Source organism: Chryseobacterium gambrini, from assembly GCF_027920505.1.
Lineage (GTDB): Bacteria > Bacteroidota > Bacteroidia > Flavobacteriales > Weeksellaceae > Chryseobacterium > Chryseobacterium gambrini.
Genome location: NZ_CP115857.1, coordinates 2824769 through 2845050 on the forward strand (window position 1 = coordinate 2824769; position 20282 = coordinate 2845050).

Below are 20282 nucleotides of genomic sequence, written 5' to 3' on the forward strand. Positions count from 1 at the left end.
AATTAAACGCAAAGTTTTTCCGAAGAAACTCTTTACACTATATTTGTTACAATTAAAAAATTTATATGGAAAGACCACTTATTCTGGTTACAAATGATGACGGAATTACAGCACCGGGAATCAGAAATCTTATCAGTTTTATGAACGAAATCGGAGAAGTAGTTGTTGTAGCGCCCAACTCTCCACAAAGTGGTAAAGGTCATGCGATTACCATAAATTCTACTTTAAGTTACGAAGAAGTACATCTCGACGGTCCGCAAAAGGATTTTTCGTGCAGCGGAACTCCTGTCGACTGTGTAAAGATGGCTCTTGACAAAATTCTTCCGAGAAGACCGGATATTGTGGTTTCAGGAATTAATCACGGAGCAAATTCTTCCATCAATGTTATTTATTCGGGAACGATGTCTGCTGCTGTTGAAGCGGGGGTGGAAAGTCTTCCTGCCATCGGATTTTCTTTGCTGGATTTCAGTTGGGAAGCAGATTTTACACAGGCGAAAGAATATATTCAGAATATTGTAAGAAAAACTCTGGAAAACCCAATGCCGAAAGGAATTGTTTTAAACGTGAATATTCCGAAACTTCCGAAAGAGGAAATAAAAGGCGTAAAAGTATGCAAACAGGCAAATGCAAAATGGGAAGAAAGCTTTGATGAAAGGGTGAATCCTCACGGAAAAAAATATTACTGGCTTACAGGCTATTTCAACAATATGGACGAATCTGAAGATGCCGATGAAACCGCTTTAGCCAATGGCTATATCTCCATTGTTCCGGTGAAATTCGATCTTACAGCTTACGAGTATATGAATACGCTGAATGAGGTAATGAAGTTTGATTAAACATAAATATTGAGGCGTAAATTTTTTTACGCCTTATTATTGTCCTTTTGTCTTGAAACAAAAGAACGAAAAATTCAAGACTTGGGAACTTTCGCTAAAAATTAATTCTGTTCTCTAAAAATTCTAAAACTCGCGCGAATTCAAGATTTGTTCTTCGGTTCAAACAGTCCTCTCGCGCTCAAACAGTAGAATTTTTTTAACGTTCACAGAAGTAATTTTCTTAACGATCCATTCCCCTATGTCATTATTAATACAAAAAATTCATAAATAGCGGTGAAATTTGTTGAAAGAAATTAAAACAAAACTCTATCCTCTTTCCTCAATTCCTCCAGATATTTGCTTTTATCATCACGGTAAAATAAATTCATGGTTTCGAAAGGAATCATTTTAAGGTCTTTATTCACGATATGAACGCAGGATTTTTTCACGGCACGGACATCAAAATCGTGCGCATCCATAAAGTTCATGATGATAATTCTGAACAGGTTATCGTAATCCAGATTGGGTGCGGAAACGTCGGGAAGACAGCACAATAACTGATTAACTTTAGGTTTTACTTTATCCACAGAAATTCCGGTACTGAAAATATCCAGAAGCTGCATTTGCAATCCGGTATCCTGTTCATAAACAATGGTATTTCGGGTTTCATTGTTCAGTAAATCAGCAGGATTGATGTATCGTGTCAAAGGAATCGTTTCGCCTTCCAGTTTCAGAATATATCCCATCGCCAAAGCATCGGGATTGCACGGAACCGGAATGATATCATCTGAATTCAGTAAAGGATACTGATTGAGAATTTCCTGTCTTACTTCTGTTAAAGTAATTTTTTCATGAGCTGAATCTTCACGGTTTCTTCCTGCAATTTCTACAGGCTGAAAAGTAATTCCGCGGACACATTTCTGTTTAAGGGCAAAATCAATGATTTTTCCGATCTCGTCAATATTTTTATCCTTTTGCAGAACAATAACGAGGGTAGTCGAAAGATTTAAAGAATTCAATTTCTCTAAAGCTTTCATTCGTACGTCTGTTAAATCTTTTCCTCTGAAATCTTCCAGAACTTCCGGTTTAAAGGAATCAAACTGAAGATAAATTTCAAATTCAGGAGCATACGTTGCTAATTTTTCGGCAAAACCGGGATCGTTGGCAATTCTTACACCGTTGGTATTTAACATTAAATGTTTGATGGGTTTCGACTTCGCAATATCCATGATTTTGAAAAATTCCGGATGAATTGTCGGCTCTCCTCCACTGATCTGAACAACATCCGGTTCGCCTTCATTTTTAACGATCACATCAAACATGGCTTCGATCTCTTCCAGACTTCTGTGGCTTCCGTAATGCGGTGAAGACATCGCATAGCAGGTAGGACAGGTAAGATTGCACCGATCTGTTACTTCCACAATGGAAAGGCAGCTATGTTGCTCATGATCAACACATAAACCACAATCATAAGGACAGCCATATTCTACATCGGTTACAAAATGCACCGGAATTTCTGATGCTTTATTGTAGTTTCTGATATTTTTATAATACTGAACATCAGAAGCAATTTTAGTTTTGAAAAATCCGTGATCCGGACATCTTTTCGTCATGAAAACCGATTCATCTTCAATAATGATCTTTGCTCCCACTCTTTTCAGACATTCCGGGCAAAGACTTATGGTATAATCGTAATACGTATAATTTCTTACTGGCATAATTTCGTTTTTACAGGCTAAAACCACAGATGCATCCTCCCGCAATAAACGTAAGAATTCCGATAAGAATTCCGATCAAGGGAACTTTAAAACTGTACTTTTTTTCAGAACTTGTCGCAGACATAATTCCGATGATGATGGCAATTAAAATGGAAATTGCAAAGATGATAAGTCCCAGACAAAGAAATAATATTCCCAATCCGTTAAGCTGACTATTTCCAAAATTACCGACTTCTAATAATTTCATGATTATTTTTTTTCAATAGATAAATATAGTAAATGATCACTAATAAACATACGATTTGTATTGTGCTCAGATTCAAAATGATATTAAATTTAGGCTTAATAAAATCCAGTATGAATCTGAATGAGAAATAAGAAAGCATAAAAAGCTGGAATAAAGCTCCGGATCTGTATGTATAATTCTTTTGAAAATATTTCAGCGCGATAAAAACAATCAATAAAAAGAACATTTCGTATAAAGCGACGGGATGTCTGCTGATATGATCTCCTAAATCCATTCCGAACATTGAACGTGTTGGTAATCCGTAAGTTTCCTCGTAAATCCCTGTACAAAAACATCCGATCCTTCCTATAAACATAGCGGTAATTAAAGGATAAACCATTTTGTCACCCGTACTTTCTTTTTTGCCTATAATTTTCTTCATAAGCTCCACTCCAATGAGACCACCTGCCAAACCTCCCACAATGGTATTATTCAGCCAGATGTACATCCAAACATTTTCAGCTTTCATCAAATCGTAAGGTCTTTCCAGCGAACCAATGATATGGGAACCGAGCAGCGCACCCAGAGTGGCAGCAATAAGAATCAGCAATGAATTGACACTGCTGAATTTCTCTTTATCTTTTCTTTTGGCAAAAGTATAATAACGCATTCCTATAAAAATCCCTAAAGATTCCGTAACGGGATGCAGTAAAACTTCTTTGCCTAAAATATGAAGTGTCACAGGAAATTCCATGGTTTCAAAAGTATTGTTTTTAATTAAAACTTATTCAATTATTAGCCTGATTTTAAAATTGATCTAAACATTTTCTTTAAAATTTTATGTGTGGTCCTTTTGTCTTGAAACAAAAGAACGAAAAGTTCAAGACTTTGAATCTGAATGCTAAAAATTAAAATTCATTCCTAAAATTCCCAAAACTTGCGCGAATTCAATTGGGGTCTTTTGATTAAAAATTTGCCTCACGCTTCAAACAGTGGGAATTTTTTAACGGAATAAATTGTAATTTTCTTAACGCTTCAGCTTCATATGTCGATTTTTGTGATCGTATTTATGATTTTGTAAGCTTCTGAATCAAGATTTAAATTGTATTAAATAATTTTTGATTATCCGCTATTAATCATACTGTTTTTTCTAACGCAAAGGACTCGCAAAGATTCTTTATATACTAACTGTTTTTAAGTTCGCAAAGGCGTTTCACTCAGCAAAGAACTCAAAGATTTTTTCCAATTATGACAAATAACGGACAATCATAAATAATTTATAAAATCCTTTTAAATAAAGATTAGAATCAATCTTTTTCATAATTTTAATTAAAATAATTATCCGAATTATGAGAATAGAATATGATATTAAACTGGGTTTTAAGGATGTAATGTTCCGTCCGAAACGTTCTACCCTGAAATCCCGTTCTGAAGTTGATCTTGAGAGAGAATTTACCTTTAAACATACCCGAAAAAAATGGCAGGGCGTTCCCGTGATTGCTGCCAATATGGATACAGTGGGAACTTTTGAAATGGCAGTGGAACTGGCAAAAGAAAAAATCATCACAGCGGTTCATAAGCATTATTCTGTGGAAGAATGGTCAGAATTTTTGAATTCTCAGCCTGAAAACATTTATCAGTATATCGCATTAAGCACAGGAACCGGAAAAGCAGATGAAGAAAAGATAAAAACCATCCTCGAAAGACATCCAAAAATCGAGTTTCTCTGCATTGATGTAGCCAATGGTTATTCTGAGCATTTTGTGGAATTTGTGAAGAAGGCAAGGGCAAATTTCCCAGATAAGATCATCATTGCCGGAAATGTTGTAACCGGAGAAATGGTGGAAGAACTTCTGTTAGTTGGCGCAGACATCATTAAAGTCGGGATTGGCCCCGGTTCGGTTTGTACGACGAGAGTGAAAACCGGAGTGGGATATCCTCAACTTTCGGCAATTATAGAATGTTCCGATGCAGCACATGGTTTAGGAGGTCATATTATTGCAGATGGCGGCTGTAAAGTTCCGGGAGATGTGGCGAAAGCTTTTGGCGGCGGTGCAGATTTTGTGATGCTGGGCGGAATGTTTGCAGGACACGATGAAAGCGGTGGCGAAATTGTGGAAGAAAACGGCAAAAAATACAGACTTTTTTACGGAATGAGCTCGAAAACAGCCATGGATAAACATTCAGGCGGTGTTGCAGAATACCGGGCTTCGGAAGGAAAAACTGTAAAAGTGGCTTATAAAGGTCCGGTTCTGGATACGGTGAAAGATATTTTAGGCGGCGTTCGTTCTACCTGTACGTATGTGGGCGCTTCCAAACTGAAAGAACTGTCGAAAAGAACGACTTTCATCAGAGTTCAGGAGCAGGAAAATCAGGTATTTAAAGATTAACAATTGAACAAAATATTTAATATTACAAATGGTGATTGTCTCGCTGAGCAATTGGAGGAAACAACGATTTCCGGCGAGATGATTATCTGTAGAGAAGCTTTAGTTGCAGGTTCTTTACAGGCTGAAAATCTGGATGTTTTCTGGAAGGTAAGATCAGAATTCATTGCTGAAAATTATGGTGATACAAAAGAAGATTATTACCGTAAAGTGGTTTCAGAATGTAATAAGATGATGCAGATTCCGGAAAATTCTGAGGTATATCTTTGGTTTGAAGATGATCTTTTTTGTCAGGTTAATATGTGGTTTTGCTTAACGCTTATTCCGAAGGATAAAAATATCAACATCTACAGGATTTTTCCAAAAGCATCGAAAGAAAACCAATGGAAAGGATTTTCGGATTCTGACCGTTTTGATTTGGAAGAAACATTAACCTCAAGAGTTTCATTTAAACAAAAGGATCTTGAATTGGGACTGAATTTATGGGAATCTTATCAAAGTAATCATCAAAATAAATTAAAACAACTTTCTGAAATTCAATCAGATTGCTTTCGTTTTTTACCTGAATTGATTGCAACTTATCAAAACATTAATCCTGAATTTTTTATTCAAAATTTAATACAGAAAGGCATAACAGATTTTAGTGAAGTTTTTGAAAAGTTCCGTGATGAGCTGGGAATTTTCGGATTCGGAGATTTGCAGGTGAAGCTTATTTATGACAAAGTTTTTCAAGAAAAATAGCACTTATTTTACAACAATGCTTTTCTTGTTGAAATATTTTTCCAACTGATCATTAACGTATTTTTTCTCTTCTTTTGCGGAAGACAATTCATCAAAGTACAGTATTTTGGGTACTTCTCTTATTTTATCAATCTTTAAAGAGTCTTCTTTTGAATTTTGAATTAAAGAAATTCTGCTTTTTATTTCTTCATCATACGCTTTCAGATCTGTTACAGCAATTTCCTGAACGAAATTATTCATGTTATAATCTATATTAAAACCCGAATAATTCTTATTGAAAAAATCTGTTTCCGGCAGAAAGATGACTAAAAAGCTGATCCAACAAAACTTTTTTAAATTCTCCTTTTTGTATAGTAAAATGAAAGAAAACGTGCTTAAAAAGAAGATGACAATGTTATCGTTCTGTCTTCCTACAATATTGATCAGATAGCCCAAAAACATTAAAGGCAGCAATGAAATCATGCAGATTATACAGGCTTTGGTAAAGTTAATTTTGCTTTTTAAGATCGTAAATTCTTCAAAAAATAAGGCAGTAAACAAAGGAATAAGAAATACTGTTTTTATAAAAATATACCCAAAATTAAAAGTAAAAAAAGCCGCTCTTTTGGTCCATATCCAATAAAAAGCATCATCAGATTTTACCATTCTGTTGAAGTTTCCGGGAGCTAAAAAGCTGATAAGAAATCCGATAATTCCGATGGCTAAAAGAATTTTATTTTCCTTTGATGTTTTCTCAAAACATATAAAGCTCAATGCTCCTAACAAAAGCAGCGCGATGATTTCATTTGCCCCCATCAGAATAAAAATGATAACAGCGCTTAAAAAGAAGAACAGTTTTTTGTGTGATTGCTGAAACTTTCCATAAAAAAAGAATAAAAAACCTGATAAAATAACCGGTAAAAAGTAGACATTAGATCCCGTAATCCAAAAATAATGTTCTGGTAAGCTGATTAATCCAACAGTGTAAATAAAAAATAATAACAGGCTCTTTCTGAGCGCTTCAGCAAAGGAATAATTAAAATACAGTCTGAAATTTAAAATAATGACTGTAAGAAATGATATCAGTAAAAATACAGGATAAATTTTCGGGAGTATATTGAACGGATCTTTAGAAACAGGATTCAGCATATTAATAGTATAGCCAAAATATCTTCCTCCCCAATGCATATAAAAATCGCATACATTCCCTAAAAATCCTAACTTCTTTGTTCCGTAGGAATAGATATAATCATCGGTCTGATACACATTAAAAAAAGAAATGTAAACCAGACCGATTAGTAGTAAAACCGACAAGAATAAGGTAATATTCTGTACCGTTTTCATATTTTTATGTCAACAGACCTCCGTCAACGTTTAACGTCTGTCCTGTAACGTAAGAAGACATTTCGCTTCCTAAGAATACACACGCATTTGCGATATCTCTGGTCTGTCCCAGTTTTTTCATCGGGATGGCTTCGTTCCATTTTTCTTTTGCTTTATCATCTAAAGCATCCGTCATTTCAGTCTGGATGAATCCCGGAGCAATTGCGTTGCAACGGATGTTTCTGGAACCCAATTCCAGCGCTACAGATTTTGTAAAACCAATAACTCCCGCTTTAGAAGCTGCATAGTTTGCCTGTCCTGCATTTCCGCTGATTCCTACTACAGAAGTCATGTTGATGATCGATCCTGCTTTTGCCTTCATCATGGGCTTAATTACCGCTTTGGTAAGATTGAATACAGAATCCAAATTTACTTTCATTACTTTATCCCAGTCATCTTTCGACATTCTCAAAAGCAGATTATCCTTCGTAATTCCTGCGTTATTTACCAAAATATCAATTTTCCCAAACTCAGCGATTACTTCATCCACTAAAGTCTGAGCCGCATCAAAATCTGATGCATCAGACTGATACCCTTTAATTTGAGTTACAGAACTTAAAGTTGCTTCCAATTCCTTCGCTTTTTCTACAGATCCGGCGTAAGTAAATGCTACTTTTGCACCCTGTTCGGCGTACATTTCGGCAATTCCTTTTCCGATTCCTCGTGTAGCTCCCGTAATTAGCGCTACTTTTCCTTCTAATAGTTTCATATATGACAATTATTTTTCTTTATAACGTATTCGCCTTTTGAAAGTTGGCTAATATACAGTATTTAATTTTACAGAAATAAAACAGTGCGCAAAGATATTACAAAATGTTATTCAATGCATTTTAAATCACTTTTTTAGCGAAAATTTATGCCTGTTTTTTATCATGAACGCACATCATGTACGTTAATCGATAAAACTTCTGTCTTTTTGCTCTGTAAAATAGATGAATTCTGTTTCTTTTCCTTTGGTAAGTTTAATGCCTTTTTTATCCGGAAAAAACTTATCGTAGACAATTTCCGTTAAAGGTTCATTTTTATCGTTGGTAACGCCGAATTTATTATCTTTTTTCACCACAAATTCGTTAACTCCCAAAAATGTTGTGATGTCATCGTAGACAAAAGGTACAATTTCATTTCCGCTTTCATCCATCATCCCGTAAAAATTATCTATGTTTTTTCCGACTAAAGTAGGATAAAGTTCAAAAGGCTTTACTTCTTTAAATCCTTTCAGCTCTTTATAATTTCCGGTTTTAGGAGAAAATGTGTAAAAGGTTTCGTTTTTATTGACAATCAGTGTATTGGGGAATATTTTTTCGATTTCGTAATCGTCATTCAGAATATTTTTTAAATTTTTATCCAGAATTTTTTCTTCGTCATCTTTTCTCAGATAGAGATATTTTTCTCCGGCAATGTTCAGACCTTCTACCCTGTCGTATTCCTTCGGAAAAATCACTTCTCCGTTTAAACGGACAACGGCAGTTTTTGGATTTTTCTGATCCTGCGAGGTTTTAAACAAACCATTGAAAAGTGGGTTTACATAATGATAATCAAGATCATACACCTTCCCTTCCTTCTTAGAAAAAATACTTACTTTATCTTCTCTGGTAAGGTAAATGAATTCTCTTCCCACGAAAGCCTGTTCATACATTTCATCGGCAATGATGTTTTCTTTTTCATCAATAATTCCGTATTTATTTTTAGAAGTATCTAAAGTTACCAAATAAGGAAACGCATTGATATTGTCTACGTTATGTTCCGAAATGGTGCTTAAGGTTTTACCATTATTATCAATAACTTCTCCGGATTTTTCACCTTTCGAAAGATAAGCCCTGCCTTTGTAGAAACGAAGATCATCTGTAAACGGTCGGTCTGAAATTTTCTTTCCGTCAAAATCATAAATCAGCCACATTCCATTATTTTTAACAAAAAATCTGTTTTCGCTTCCAAAAACTATCTTTTCTGAGAACGGGATAATTTCTTTCCCGTTAAAATCGTACACACAGTCTTTTCCTTTTTTTGAATAAATAAGCCTGTCTTTATTTTCCCAGGTTCTGAATTTGAAAAGATCCATCGGAATAACTTCCTTTCCGGAAGCATCGATAATCGCTGTTTTTCCATTGGAATTTCCCGCTTTTACCCTCAAAACAAACCTGTTTTTCCATAAATGCGAAATTTCACTTTTTGAAGGATACTCAAAAGTGATATTGCCCAGAGAATCTACAATTCCGGACTTTCCGGTTTTGGCATCAGAAATCATTCCGTATCCTTTGGAATAGAAACGGACTTCTTTGCCTATTTTTTTTGTTAAAAGTATCTGTTTGTACTGGTCCGTCTGCCCGAAACAGACCGACGAAAGCAGCACGAAAATTAAATTTTTCAATTAAATGGAATTATTTACGATGAGAACAATCTCACCTTTTAACGTTTTGCTTTTGGAAAACTCAATGAGTTCAAGAATTGTTCCGCGTTTGGTTTCTTCAAACTTTTTGGAAATCTCACGGCTTAAGCTAACCTTGGTTTCTTCGCCGAAAAATTCTTTAATCTGCTCCAGTGTGGTATTGATTTTATGCGGACTTTCGTATAAAACAATTGTTTTTTTCTCTTCTGCAAGCTGTTTCAGCTTCGTTTGTCTGCCTTTTTTCTGAGGAAGAAATCCGGCAAATAGAAATTCGTTATTCGGTAATCCTGAAACCACCAAAGCCGGAACAAAAGCGGTTGCTCCCGGTAAACAGATCATTTCAATATGATGATCGGAACCTGCTTTTGCCAGCAAATAACCCGGATCTGAAATTCCGGGAGTTCCTGCATCAGTAATAATCGCGATATTCTGACCGCTTTTAAGGTCTGTAATCACTTTTTCCGTTGTCTGATGCTCGTTGTGTAAATGATAGGATTTTAAAGGCTTGGAAATCTCGAAATGCTTTAAAAGAATTCCGGAAGTTCTTGTGTCTTCACATAAAATATAATCAACCTCTTTCAGTACATTTACCGCTCTGTAGGTCATATCTTCGAGGTTCCCGATCGGTGTAGGAACAAAATATAGGATTCCGCTCAAAATTTAGTTTATAAAAATTTATTTTCCACCAATATCCAAAGTCTCTGCGCGTACTCATCCACTTTATTCCATTTTTTGGCATAATAAAGATCGCTCAGATATTCCTTAGCATCTTCCAGTGTTCTGAAACTGTTCAGGTTATTCACAACTTCATTCAGTTCCGTCTGGCTTCCTCCAAACAGTGTTTTTGTGAAAGCAATCCTGTCGTTTAAATCAAGTTTAAACTCAGGCTTTTTCTTTTCCGCTTCCATAAAATCGGTTGGAATATTGGTTTTTAAAATGCTTCCTGTCTCTTCTTTTTTCTCAGGAACTGTTTTTTCCTTCGGCATATCTCTTTCAAGATGATCATCATCAAAAAGCGACTGTACCGCTTTCAGTCCTTTGATATTTGCCAGTTTTATCTTTTTATCATGATGATAGGCTTCGAGATTTTCAAAGCTTTCATCAGATTTTAAATGTTCTTTCTCTTCCGAAACAGGTTTGTTGATCTCAACAATTTTTCTTCTGTCATTAATTTCCGCTAAAACTGAAGTCTCCTGTTTTTCTTCTACAGAAGCTTCATTTTTAATTTCGTTTATAATGTTTTCAGCATTTGAAATATCGGTCGCCAATTCGCCCTGTTCCATCATTGTGTGAGAAGAATACTGATTATCATTTTCTTCCACTAAAATTTCTTCATTTTCATCTAAAACTTCCCCGTCGAAAATACTCGGGATTTTTTCAGATTCTTCTTCATTTTTATACTGATAATTGTTTTGAATTTTTTCTTCTTCATCAAAATCATTCAGAATATCTCCACGATTGTTCGAAATTTCGTTTTCAAATTCATCAATTTCATTTAACTGATGATTAAAGATAACTTCTTCTTCCGTTTTGTTTTCATTAAACATTTCTTCTGAGATTTCTTCATCATTTTCAGGTTCAGAATTTGCCAGAATTCTTTCTTCATCCACAAAATTCAGATCCGCTCCGTTGTTTTCAGAAGTTTCATATTCATCAAGCTCATTTAACTGAGCATTGAAAACATCTTCATTCTCTTTCAGATCATTCTGAATTTCATCCTGCGAATTTTCTTCTGCAAAATTAATTAAAGTTTCGTGAAGTTCACCTTCTACAATCTCATTTAACTGATTGTTAAAAATTGCCTCTTCCTCAGTCACTTCACTTGAATAATTTCCGGCTTCGCTTCCCTCAATTTCATTAAGCTCATTATTGAAAATGGCTTCTTCTTCGGTTACTTCACTGCTGAAATCATGGACTTCCTGCAAAGGAGCGGGTGTAGAAAAATTTTCTTTATTTTCTGAAATCAGCGAAGAATTTTCACTTCCGAAATACTCGATATTTTTTTCCAGCAGCCGGAGAAACGAAATTCTGTTAGCAAGCTCTTCCACAAGATCCTGCTTTGACGAAAGTTCGTCTACGTTGCTTATTTTATCCAAAATACCAATGATATTCTTGGATTCAAAAAAAATCTTTTCCTTTAAATCTTGGATGTTCTGCATAGAAGAATCTTGTTAAAATTGCTTACTTTTGATCTTAAAAATATACGGCTAATTTAACAAATGTTTTTAGAAAATACAATTAATCATTCCAAACAAAGTGGTTGGATGGAAGTTATTTGTGGCTCAATGTTTTCCGGAAAAACTGAAGAGTTGATCCGAAGGCTTAGAAGAGCTGAAATGGCAGGGCAGAATGTGGAGATTTTTAAACCAAAACTGGATACGCGCTATTCGGATGAAGATGTGGTTTCGCACAATCAGAATAAAATCCGAAGCACGGCGGTAGAAAATCCCAGCGAAATTCTTTTGCTAGCTTCCAATTGTCATGTAGTAGGAATTGATGAAGCACAGTTTTTTGACGAAAGCATTGTGGATATAGCCAATCAATTGGCAAACGGCGGAATAAGAGTGGTTATTGCAGGTCTGGATATGGATTTTCTCGGGAGACCTTTCGGACCAATGCCGAATCTGATGGCAACTGCAGAATATGTTACAAAAGTACACGCGATCTGTAGAAGAACAGGAAATCTTGCCAACTATTCCATGAGAACTTCCGCAGGAAAAGATCTTGTAGAACTTGGAGAGACAGAATCTTACGATGCGGTAAGCAGAAGAGTTTTTGTGGATGAAGTTTTGAATAAAAAAGAGATTTAATATCAAATTTATTATTAATTTTGTTTAAAATTTAATAGTGAAAACTATCAGAAAATGATATTAGAAATTAAAAATTACATCAAGATCAGCAATTCTATTGACGAGATTCTGAAAAATTCGCCTTTCAAAATGAAATACATCATCGAAAAGAGCGGAATTTCCGAGCCTACGTTTTTCAGAAAAATGAAAGAGAAAAAATTTCTTCCAGAGGAACTGCTGAAGATTGCGGAAATTATAGAACCGGAAAAAATTTCGCATGATGATATTCTCAATGCTATTCAGGAAGGTTTAGACGACGTAAAAAACGGACGGATAACCGAACATATGGCAGTGATGAATGAAGCAAAGGAAAGAATTGCAAAAAAGAAAAATGAATATTTTTTGGACAAATAGAGCCAAATCGGATTTAGAAATTTTAGAAGATTTTCTCATTGAAAACTGGGGGTTCGATGTTTTGGAAGATTTTTATGAAATTTTAGAAAGAAAAATTTCTCTGCTTGAAAATGGAAATCTTATTCATCAGAAATATGAAGACACAGCGTTTCACAAATTATTAATTACGAAACACAACTCTATCATTTATGAAATTTCAGGAAATCAAATAAATCTTTTAAATATGATTAATAACTTCCGAAATCCTGATTCTAATTATAACCTAATTACAGAAAAGTAGTTTATGAACTACACGACAAACCATATCGCAGAAATTACCAATGCGAAGATTATTGGAGACAAAAATATAATAATCAGGAATATCGCTTTCGACAGCAGAATTATTTATTCTACTAAAAATACTGCGTTTATAGCGATCAATACTCCAAAAAATTCCGGAGAAAGGTTCATTGAATCTGCGATCGACCGTGGAATAAATGTCATCATTTCCGAACATCATCATCCGCAGTTTGAAAATATTACGTGGATCATTGTTGAGAATTCGGTTGAGTTTCTTCAGAAATTAGCTAAATTTCATTTTGAAAATGCTCATTTAAAATCAATCGGAATTACAGGAAGTAACGGAAAAACGATTTTAAAGGAATGGCTGTATCAATGTCTGTGGAATGAATTCCCGACGGTAAAAAGCCCGAAGAGTTTCAATTCCCAAATCGGACTTCCGCTTTCTCTGCTTCAGATTAATAATTCACATCAATTAGGAATTTTTGAAGTAGGCATTTCAAAGCCAGACGAAATGGAAAAGCTCGAAAATATTTTCCATCCGCAGATTGGTTTGCTTACCCACATCGGAACTGCTCATCTTGCCAACTTCCAATCGGAAGAGGAGCTGATTGATGAAAAAATCAAATTATTCAAACATTCTGAAACGGTTATTTACAACGGGGATAATTCTTTGGTTGACAAAAAGATAAAGGCATTATATTCAGGTAAAAAATTAATTTCTTACGGCTTTAAGGAAGACAACGAAGTTTACTTCAAAAACAATATTTCGAAAAACGAAGATGTAACGGTACATTATTTCGACGAAGAAATCTCTTTTCCGGTGCATCAGAGAGATGAAGCGACTTTAACGAATGCTTTGGCGCTTGTAACGGTTTTAAAGGAACTTGGTGTTGAAAACGAAAAGATCGTCGAAAAAATCAACGCTTTAAAGGCCGTTGAAATGAGACTTGAAGCGATTGAAGGAATTAAAAACAATATCATAATCAACGATTCTTTTAACCTTGATCTTGATTCTCTGAAAACCGCGCTTCAATTTCTTAATGAATACAATAAACCGAAAAAATCTCTGGTTCTTACTGATATTGTAGGGGTAAATTCCAATTCGAAAGAACTGTATGAAGAAGTCTCAGAACTTGTAAACGAACAGAAATTCGATTCTGTTTTTCTAATCGGTGACGAAATATCAAAATTTAGTGAATTATTTAAAACTAAAACTTTTACTTTCATCAATACTAAGGAATTGATTGAAAGTAAATATCTTACAGAAATTGAAAACCAGATCATTTTATTAAAAGGAGCAAGGAAATTTGAAATAGAAAGACTTAAAGATCTGCTTGAGCTCAGAAAACATGATACGGTTTTAGAAATTAATTTAAATGCTATTCTTCATAACATCAATTACCATAAATCTTTATTAAAACCAACCACAAAAATGATGGCGATGGTAAAAGCAAACTCTTATGGTTTAGGAAGTTATGAGATTTCGGAATTTTTGCAGCATCATCACATAGATTATCTTGGGGTTGCTTTTGTTGATGAAGGTGTAGAACTCAGAAAAAAAGGAATTACGGTTCCTATTGTGGTTATGAATCCTGAACAGCATAGTTATGAAACGGTGATTGCGTATAATCTGGAACCGGAAATTTACAGTTTCAGAGTTCTGGAATTATTCTATGAAGCCGTTCAGAAATCCGGATATGATAAAAAATATCCGATTCACATCAAACTGGAAACAGGAATGCATCGTCTTGGTTTTAAAGGCAATGAACTGGATCAGTTAAGTGAGACTTTAAATTCCATGAATGTAAAAGTTCAGAGTATTTTCAGCCATCTTTCTTCTTCAGATTTGCCGAATGAAAAAGAATTTACTTTCCATCAGCTTGAAACTTTTGAAAAAAACTCAACCTATTTGATAGAAAAATTGGGGTACACTCCTATCCGACATATTTTAAATTCTTCAGGAATAACCAATTACACCAATCATCAATATGATATGGTAAGAATCGGTATCGGGATGTTAGGAGAATCACCAAATAGTGAAATACAGAAACAACTGAGATCCGTAGTAAGCTTTAAAACGGTAATCTCTCAAATTTCTTTGGTAGAAAACGGAGAATCAGTTGGTTACAGCCGTCGATTTAAAACAGATCATCAAACCAAAATAGCCACCATTCCTGTAGGATATGCCGATGGAATCCCAAGATTAATCGGAAATCAGGTCGGTAATGTAGGAATACACAAAACCCTTGCTCCAATTGTAGGAAGCATCTGTATGGACATGATGATGATTAACGTAGATCATATCCCCAATGTAAAGGAAGGCGATACTGTTACCATTTTTAACGCAAAACCAAGTTTAAAAGAATTCGCAGACTACTGCAAAACAATAACCTATGAAGTTTTAACCTCCATTTCGCCCCGCGTGAAACGGATTTATGTAAAAGATTAGCCTATGAGAAAGCTCCTGATGATTTTATTTGCCTTTCAATTGATTATGATTCATTCTCAAGTAAAGAAAGATCTCGTAATCCCGAAAAATCCTAAGATAGGACTTTCTCTCGCAGGTGGCGGAGCTAAAGGATTTTCTCATGTTGGTGTTCTTAAAATACTGGATTCTCTCGGGGTAAAAGTAGATTACATCGCAGGAACAAGTATGGGAGCCATTGTCGGCGGACTGTACGCTTCAGGATATTCCGGAAAAGAGATAGAAAAGATTGTAATGGACACCGATTTCTATTCTTTAATTACAGATCCCAAAGCAAAACGACAGGAAACAACTTTCTTTAATAAATCTGTTGACAAATATCTATTGTCTATTCCTCTCAAGAACGGAAAAATTACACTTCCCTCTTCCATCAGTTCCGGACAGAAAAATGTCTATCTGCTGAAGGAACTTTTCAAAAATGTTTCCAATATTGACGATTTCTCCAAACTCCCGATTCCTTTTATGTGTGTCGCGACCAATCTGGAAAGCGGCAATATGCAGATTTTTGAAAAAGGAGATCTGGTACAGTCGATTATGGCAAGTTCTGCATTTCCGTCACTCATGGATCCCGTAAAAATAAATGACAGTATTTATATTGACGGAGCTATGACGGTGAACTATCCTTCCAAACCTTTAAAAGATAAAGGAATTGATATCGTTATCGGGGTTGATCTCAATCAGGATCTTTCCAAACGTGAAGATCTGAACAGCATTATCGCCATCCTGAACCAGGTCATCGATTTCGGAATTAAAAAAGATACCAAAAGGCAGTATCAGTATACCGATATCAACATTAAACCTAATTTAACGGGCATGACAGCCACAAGCTACGATGATAAGAAAAAAATTCTCGACAGCGGCTACGTAGAAGGCTTAAAATACGTCGATATTCTCGATCAGCTACCCAAGAGACCTTTCGACAGAATAAGACAGCAAATGAGTCCTATTTACTCCAATGTTTATAAAATCGACAGTCTCGAGATCGAAGGAAGCAGAATTTACGGTAAAAATTATGTTTTAGGGAAAATGGGACTGCGGCTTCCTTCTCTTCAAACCTACGGAAGCATCAATAAACAGATTGATAAATTGGTCGCCACCAACAATTACAAATTCATCAATTACGATATTATTTCCGGAAACAATTCAAATTACCTTAAGCTCTACGTTACCGAAGACGATACAAGACATTTTCTAAAATTCGGATTGCATTACGACGAAATTTTCAAAACAGGACTTCTTTTAAACTATTCAGCAAAACGACTTTTATCTCGAAATTCAAATCTTTCGCTGGACATTGTTGTGGGAGATAAACCCCGATATTATTTAAACTATTTTATTGATAACGGATATATTCCGGGCTTCGGAATTTATTCTTCGGGAATGAGCTTTAATTTGAAAGATGTCAATAACAATGAAGTAGACAAATGGATCTGGCTGAGAAATGAAGCTTATATTCAGTCGATCTGGAAAGATAAATTTGCAATCGGCGGCGGAATCAGTCACGATTATTTCGAAGCAGAATTCAACGGAGACAATAAAAGATACAGCAGATTTCTCAATCCGTACGTATTTCTGAAAAGCGATACACAAAACGACAGAGACTTCCCTACCCGCGGAATTTACATTAACGCAGAAGGAAAAGTAATCGACCTTTTAAAATCGGAAGTAGAAAAAAGACTCGTTCAGGTAAAAGCAGACATCAGAATAAATCTTCCTCTTTCAAAACAGTTTTCCTACAGACTCAATCTTTACGGAGGAATCACGATCGGAGAAAACCTTCCCGACTTCTACAAATACAGACTGGGCGGAATTTTTGAACAGAATATCGTAAACTACAGAAGCTTTTCGGGGTTCTATTTTGCTCAACTGAACAGCAATAATGTGGTTTTAATTTCAAACGACCTTCAGTTTAAATTCAATAAAAACTATTTCCTGAGCGGAAACTTTTCATTTGCCAATCTTTCCAATGATATAACCTTTGAGGATGCGGTAAAATTAAACTTCAGTTCAATAGGATTAACGGCTGGATACAAATCTCCTTTCGGGCAGATCAAAATCAACTTCAGCCATTCACTTAAAAACAATCAAAAAGGCATATTCAGTGTTATCTTAGGACACTGGTTTTAATTACAAAATGATACAATTTTTTTACGAAAACTTACCCGAATCGGTAAACACAGAATACAAAAAATGGCTGGAAGACCTTATTCTTTCAGAAGAAAAAAAATTGGGCGAGATCAATTATATTTTCTGTGACGACGAATATTTACTCAAGGTAAATCAGGATTATTTACAGCACGACTACTATACTGATATCATTACATTTGACTATGTAAAAGGGAAGACCATAAGCGGCGAGATTTTTGTATCTTTGCAGCGCATTTCAGACAACGCTTCTACCCTATCCAGAAATTACGAAGAAGAATTACGGAGAGTTTTAGCTCACGGTATTCTGCACCTTTGCGGATATAAAGATAAAACAGAAGAAGAAGAACTGCAGATGCGAGGAAAAGAAGATCATTATTTAGCAAAATACCATTAAGTTTTTTTTAGAGCTTAATCCCGCTCTCCGCACTCGCTATTTTCTTTTTTCAAAAGAAAATGAGCTCAGACAAATGCTGCGATCGGGGCTAAATAAAGCGCAACAGAACAGATTTAAGACAATAAAATTTATAAATGTTTCACGTGAAACATTTATAAAAAAGAGTAAAAATTAAGGCTTAAAACAAGCAAAAAAAAATGATTTCAGAAATATATGATGTAATCGTAGTGGGTGCCGGTCACGCAGGATGTGAAGCCGCCGCTGCAGCAGCCAATTTAGGTTCAAAGACGCTGCTTATTACAATGAATATGCAGACCATCGGACAGATGAGCTGCAACCCTGCAATGGGAGGAATTGCAAAAGGACAGATCGTAAGAGAGATTGATGCGATGGGAGGATATTCCGGAATTGTAGCAGACAAATCTGCGATCCAGTTCAAGATGCTGAATCTTTCAAAAGGTCCTGCCATGTGGTCACCAAGAACACAAAACGACAGAATGCTTTTCGCGGAAGAATGGCGTTTGGCTTTAGAAAATACACCCAATCTTGATTTCTTTCAGGACATGGTAAAGCAGCTTATTATCGAAAATAATAAAGTTGCCGGAGTAGTTACTTCATTAGGAATAGAGATCAAAGGACGTTCTGTAGTTCTTACCAACGGAACTTTCCTCAATGGTTTGATCCACGTTGGAGACAAACAATTAGGAGGCGGAAGAATGGGCGAACCAAGAGCTTTTGGAATTACAGAACAGCTCGTTTCTTTAGGCTTTGAAGCAGGAAGAATGAAGACCGGTACCCCACCCCGCGTTGACGGAAGAAGTCTGGATTATTCTAAAATGGAAGAACAGAAAGGAGATGAAAATCCTCAAAAATTCAGCTATTTAGACACACCTAAATTAACCAAACAATTAAGCTGCTACATTGTTTATACCAACGAAACAGTACATGATATTTTACGTGAAGGTTTCGACAGAAGCCCAATGTTCAATGGTACAATTCAAAGTTTAGGGCCGAGATACTGTCCGAGTATTGAGGATAAGATCAACCGTTTTGCAGAGAGAAACAGACACCAGTTGTTTGTAGAACCCGAAGGTTGGAAAACGGTAGAGATCTATGTAAACGGATTCAGTTCTTCCCTTCCGGAAGATGTGCAGATCAAAGCAATGAAACATATTCCGGGATTCGAAAACGTAAAAGTATTCCGTCCGGGCTATGCTATTGAATATGACTACTTCCCTCCTACCCAATTGAAGCATACCTTGGAGACAAAATTAATTGATAATTTGTACTTCGCGGGACAGATCAACGGGACAACGGGATACGAAGAAGCAGCCGGACAAGGTCTTATTGCCGGAATCAACGCTCATAACAAAGTAAAAGAACAGGATGAATTTATCCTTAACCGAGATGAAGCCTACATCGGAGTTTTAATTGATGATCTTATCACAAAAGGAACAGAAGAACCGTACAGAATGTTTACCTCAAGAGCAGAATACAGACTTCTTTTAAGACAGGATAACGCAGACATCAGATTAACACAAAAAGCCTTTGATTTAGGTTTAGCTAAAGAAGAACGACTAAAAAGAGTGAATGAAAAAGTCGCTCAGAGCGAAGAACTTGAAAGCTTTCTTCGGGAAACCTCTTTAAAGCCCGGAGTAATCAATCCTATTCTGGAAACTATCGAAAGCAGTCCTGTTGATCAAGCTTACAGAGCAGCTCAGATTCTTACAAGACCGAATATGACGTTGGAAAAACTGGATCAGATCGACTTTATCAACGAAGTTTCTTCTAAATTTGATGATGAAGTAAGAGAACAGGCAGAAGTGAATATCAAATACAGAGGCTATATTGAGAAAGAAAAAGAAAATGTAGCAAAACTGAACCGTCTGGAAAACATTAAAATTCCGGAAGATTTCGATTATACTAAGATCTCAAGTCTTTCTGCTGAAGCAAAGCAGAAGATGACGAATGTAAAACCAAAAACAATTGCACAGGCTGGAAGAATCAGCGGAGTTTCGCCTGCAGATATTAACGTTTTATTGGTCTATTTAGGACGCTAAAACGAAAATGTTTCACGTGAAACATTCATAAAAATACAATCAAAAATTAAGGTATTTATGAGCTTATACAAAGGT

General features: G+C 35.6%; 18 protein-coding genes. 10 read left to right on the forward strand and 8 right to left on the reverse strand.

Annotated elements, in window-relative coordinates; all coding sequences use genetic code 11:
• The first annotated feature begins 65 nt into the window (after positions 1-65).
• The gene (surE, locus tag PFY09_RS12800) at positions 66-836 is read left to right on the forward strand and encodes a 5'/3'-nucleotidase SurE (protein ID WP_087706712.1); all 771 of its coding nucleotides are present in this window, start codon (positions 66-68) and stop codon (positions 834-836) included.
• Positions 837-1129: 293 nt separating this feature from the next.
• Here the strand turns inward: surE and PFY09_RS12805 are convergent, their stop codons facing one another.
• Genes PFY09_RS12805 through PFY09_RS12815 form a run of 3 tightly spaced genes read right to left on the reverse strand, consistent with a single transcriptional unit; the run spans position 1130 to position 3513 of the window.
• Entirely contained in the window at positions 1130-2533 is a 1404-nt protein-coding gene (locus PFY09_RS12805) for a radical SAM protein (RefSeq protein ID WP_271159958.1), read from the reverse strand.
• A gap of 10 nt (positions 2534-2543) precedes the next feature.
• The gene (locus PFY09_RS12810) at positions 2544-2780 is read right to left on the reverse strand and encodes a hypothetical protein (protein WP_271159959.1); all 237 of its coding nucleotides are present in this window, start codon (positions 2778-2780) and stop codon (positions 2544-2546) included.
• Positions 2758-3513: a prolipoprotein diacylglyceryl transferase gene (locus PFY09_RS12815; protein ID WP_271159960.1), complete on the reverse strand. Its 756-nt coding sequence runs from the start codon at positions 3511-3513 to the stop codon at positions 2758-2760. The genes PFY09_RS12810 and PFY09_RS12815 overlap by 23 nt, the downstream gene beginning before the upstream one ends.
• A 595-nt stretch (positions 3514-4108) precedes the next feature.
• Between PFY09_RS12815 and PFY09_RS12820 the strand changes: the two genes are divergently transcribed.
• Complete coding sequence (locus tag PFY09_RS12820) at positions 4109-5149, forward strand: GMP reductase (RefSeq protein ID WP_268052271.1); 1041 nt, start codon at positions 4109-4111, stop codon at positions 5147-5149.
• 3 nt (positions 5150-5152) lie between these two features.
• Positions 5153-5887, forward strand: coding sequence for a DUF1835 domain-containing protein (locus PFY09_RS12825; protein ID WP_271159961.1), 735 nt, complete (start codon positions 5153-5155; stop codon positions 5885-5887).
• Between the two features lie 3 nt (positions 5888-5890).
• On the opposite strand, the gene PFY09_RS12830 is transcribed toward PFY09_RS12825, so the two are convergent.
• From PFY09_RS12830 to PFY09_RS12850, 5 genes are all read right to left on the reverse strand, one after another.
• Positions 5891-7210 (reverse strand): DUF6056 family protein, encoded by a 1320-nt coding sequence (locus tag PFY09_RS12830; RefSeq protein ID WP_271159962.1) that lies wholly within the window; start codon positions 7208-7210, stop codon positions 5891-5893.
• Positions 7211-7214: 4 nt separating this feature from the next.
• Complete coding sequence (fabG, locus tag PFY09_RS12835; RefSeq protein ID WP_087706694.1) at positions 7215-7958, reverse strand: 3-oxoacyl-[acyl-carrier-protein] reductase; 744 nt, start codon at positions 7956-7958, stop codon at positions 7215-7217.
• A gap of 183 nt (positions 7959-8141) precedes the next feature.
• A complete protein-coding gene (locus PFY09_RS12840; RefSeq protein ID WP_271159963.1) occupies positions 8142-9617 on the reverse strand; it encodes a WG repeat-containing protein in 1476 nt (491 codons plus the stop codon).
• Entirely contained in the window at positions 9618-10292 is a 675-nt protein-coding gene (gene rsmI, locus PFY09_RS12845; RefSeq protein ID WP_076391044.1) for a 16S rRNA (cytidine(1402)-2'-O)-methyltransferase, read from the reverse strand. It abuts the gene before it with no gap.
• 8 nt (positions 10293-10300) lie between these two features.
• The gene (locus PFY09_RS12850; protein ID WP_271159964.1) at positions 10301-11794 is read right to left on the reverse strand and encodes a hypothetical protein; all 1494 of its coding nucleotides are present in this window, start codon (positions 11792-11794) and stop codon (positions 10301-10303) included.
• A 60-nt stretch (positions 11795-11854) separates the two neighbouring features.
• On the opposite strand from PFY09_RS12850, the gene PFY09_RS12855 reads away from it, so the two are divergent.
• From PFY09_RS12855 to mnmG, 7 genes are all read left to right on the forward strand, one after another.
• The gene (locus PFY09_RS12855) at positions 11855-12445 is read left to right on the forward strand and encodes a thymidine kinase (RefSeq protein WP_076391046.1); all 591 of its coding nucleotides are present in this window, start codon (positions 11855-11857) and stop codon (positions 12443-12445) included.
• Between the two features lie 54 nt (positions 12446-12499).
• Positions 12500-12838: a hypothetical protein gene (locus PFY09_RS12860; protein ID WP_076391047.1), complete on the forward strand. Its 339-nt coding sequence runs from the start codon at positions 12500-12502 to the stop codon at positions 12836-12838.
• Positions 12816-13118 (forward strand): type II toxin-antitoxin system RelE/ParE family toxin, encoded by a 303-nt coding sequence (locus tag PFY09_RS12865; protein WP_108408670.1) that lies wholly within the window; start codon positions 12816-12818, stop codon positions 13116-13118. Before PFY09_RS12860 ends, PFY09_RS12865 begins: the two co-directional genes overlap by 23 nt.
• A 3-nt stretch (positions 13119-13121) precedes the next feature.
• Positions 13122-15569, forward strand: a complete 2448-nt coding sequence (locus PFY09_RS12870; RefSeq protein WP_271159965.1) for a bifunctional UDP-N-acetylmuramoyl-tripeptide:D-alanyl-D-alanine ligase/alanine racemase — start codon at positions 13122-13124, stop codon at positions 15567-15569.
• 3 nt (positions 15570-15572) lie between these two features.
• A complete protein-coding gene (locus PFY09_RS12875; protein ID WP_271159966.1) occupies positions 15573-17732 on the forward strand; it encodes a patatin-like phospholipase family protein in 2160 nt (719 codons plus the stop codon).
• Positions 17733-17739: 7 nt separating this feature from the next.
• Positions 17740-18147, forward strand: a complete 408-nt coding sequence (ybeY, locus tag PFY09_RS12880; RefSeq protein WP_076391051.1) for an rRNA maturation RNase YbeY — start codon at positions 17740-17742, stop codon at positions 18145-18147.
• Between the two features lie 197 nt (positions 18148-18344).
• The gene (gene mnmG / locus PFY09_RS12885; protein ID WP_271159967.1) at positions 18345-20207 is read left to right on the forward strand and encodes a tRNA uridine-5-carboxymethylaminomethyl(34) synthesis enzyme MnmG; all 1863 of its coding nucleotides are present in this window, start codon (positions 18345-18347) and stop codon (positions 20205-20207) included.
• Positions 20208-20282: the final 75 nt, after the last annotated feature.

Excerpts from the sequence above, each read along its gene's own strand:
- ybeY (WP_076391051.1), top strand. The coding sequence starts at position 17,740 with ATGATACAATTTTTTTACGAAAACTTACCCGAATCGGTAAACACAGAA.
- mnmG (WP_271159967.1), top strand. The coding sequence starts at position 18,345 with ATGATTTCAGAAATATATGATGTAATCGTAGTGGGTGCCGGTCACGCA.
- fabG (WP_087706694.1), bottom strand. The coding sequence starts at position 7,958 with ATGAAACTATTAGAAGGAAAAGTAGCGCTAATTACGGGAGCTACACGA.
- PFY09_RS12850 (WP_271159964.1), bottom strand. The coding sequence starts at position 11,794 with ATGCAGAACATCCAAGATTTAAAGGAAAAGATTTTTTTTGAATCCAAG.
- PFY09_RS12870 (WP_271159965.1), top strand. The coding sequence starts at position 13,122 with ATGAACTACACGACAAACCATATCGCAGAAATTACCAATGCGAAGATT.
- PFY09_RS12815 (WP_271159960.1), bottom strand. The coding sequence starts at position 3,513 with ATGGAATTTCCTGTGACACTTCATATTTTAGGCAAAGAAGTTTTACTG.
- PFY09_RS12805 (WP_271159958.1), bottom strand. The coding sequence starts at position 2,533 with ATGCCAGTAAGAAATTATACGTATTACGATTATACCATAAGTCTTTGC.
- PFY09_RS12820 (WP_268052271.1), top strand. The coding sequence starts at position 4,109 with ATGAGAATAGAATATGATATTAAACTGGGTTTTAAGGATGTAATGTTC.
- surE (WP_087706712.1), top strand. The coding sequence starts at position 66 with ATGGAAAGACCACTTATTCTGGTTACAAATGATGACGGAATTACAGCA.
- PFY09_RS12830 (WP_271159962.1), bottom strand. The coding sequence starts at position 7,210 with ATGAAAACGGTACAGAATATTACCTTATTCTTGTCGGTTTTACTACTA.
- PFY09_RS12855 (WP_076391046.1), top strand. The coding sequence starts at position 11,855 with ATGTTTTTAGAAAATACAATTAATCATTCCAAACAAAGTGGTTGGATG.
- PFY09_RS12875 (WP_271159966.1), top strand. The coding sequence starts at position 15,573 with ATGAGAAAGCTCCTGATGATTTTATTTGCCTTTCAATTGATTATGATT.
- PFY09_RS12860 (WP_076391047.1), top strand. The coding sequence starts at position 12,500 with ATGATATTAGAAATTAAAAATTACATCAAGATCAGCAATTCTATTGAC.
- PFY09_RS12810 (WP_271159959.1), bottom strand. The coding sequence starts at position 2,780 with ATGAAATTATTAGAAGTCGGTAATTTTGGAAATAGTCAGCTTAACGGA.
- PFY09_RS12865 (WP_108408670.1), top strand. The coding sequence starts at position 12,816 with ATGAATATTTTTTGGACAAATAGAGCCAAATCGGATTTAGAAATTTTA.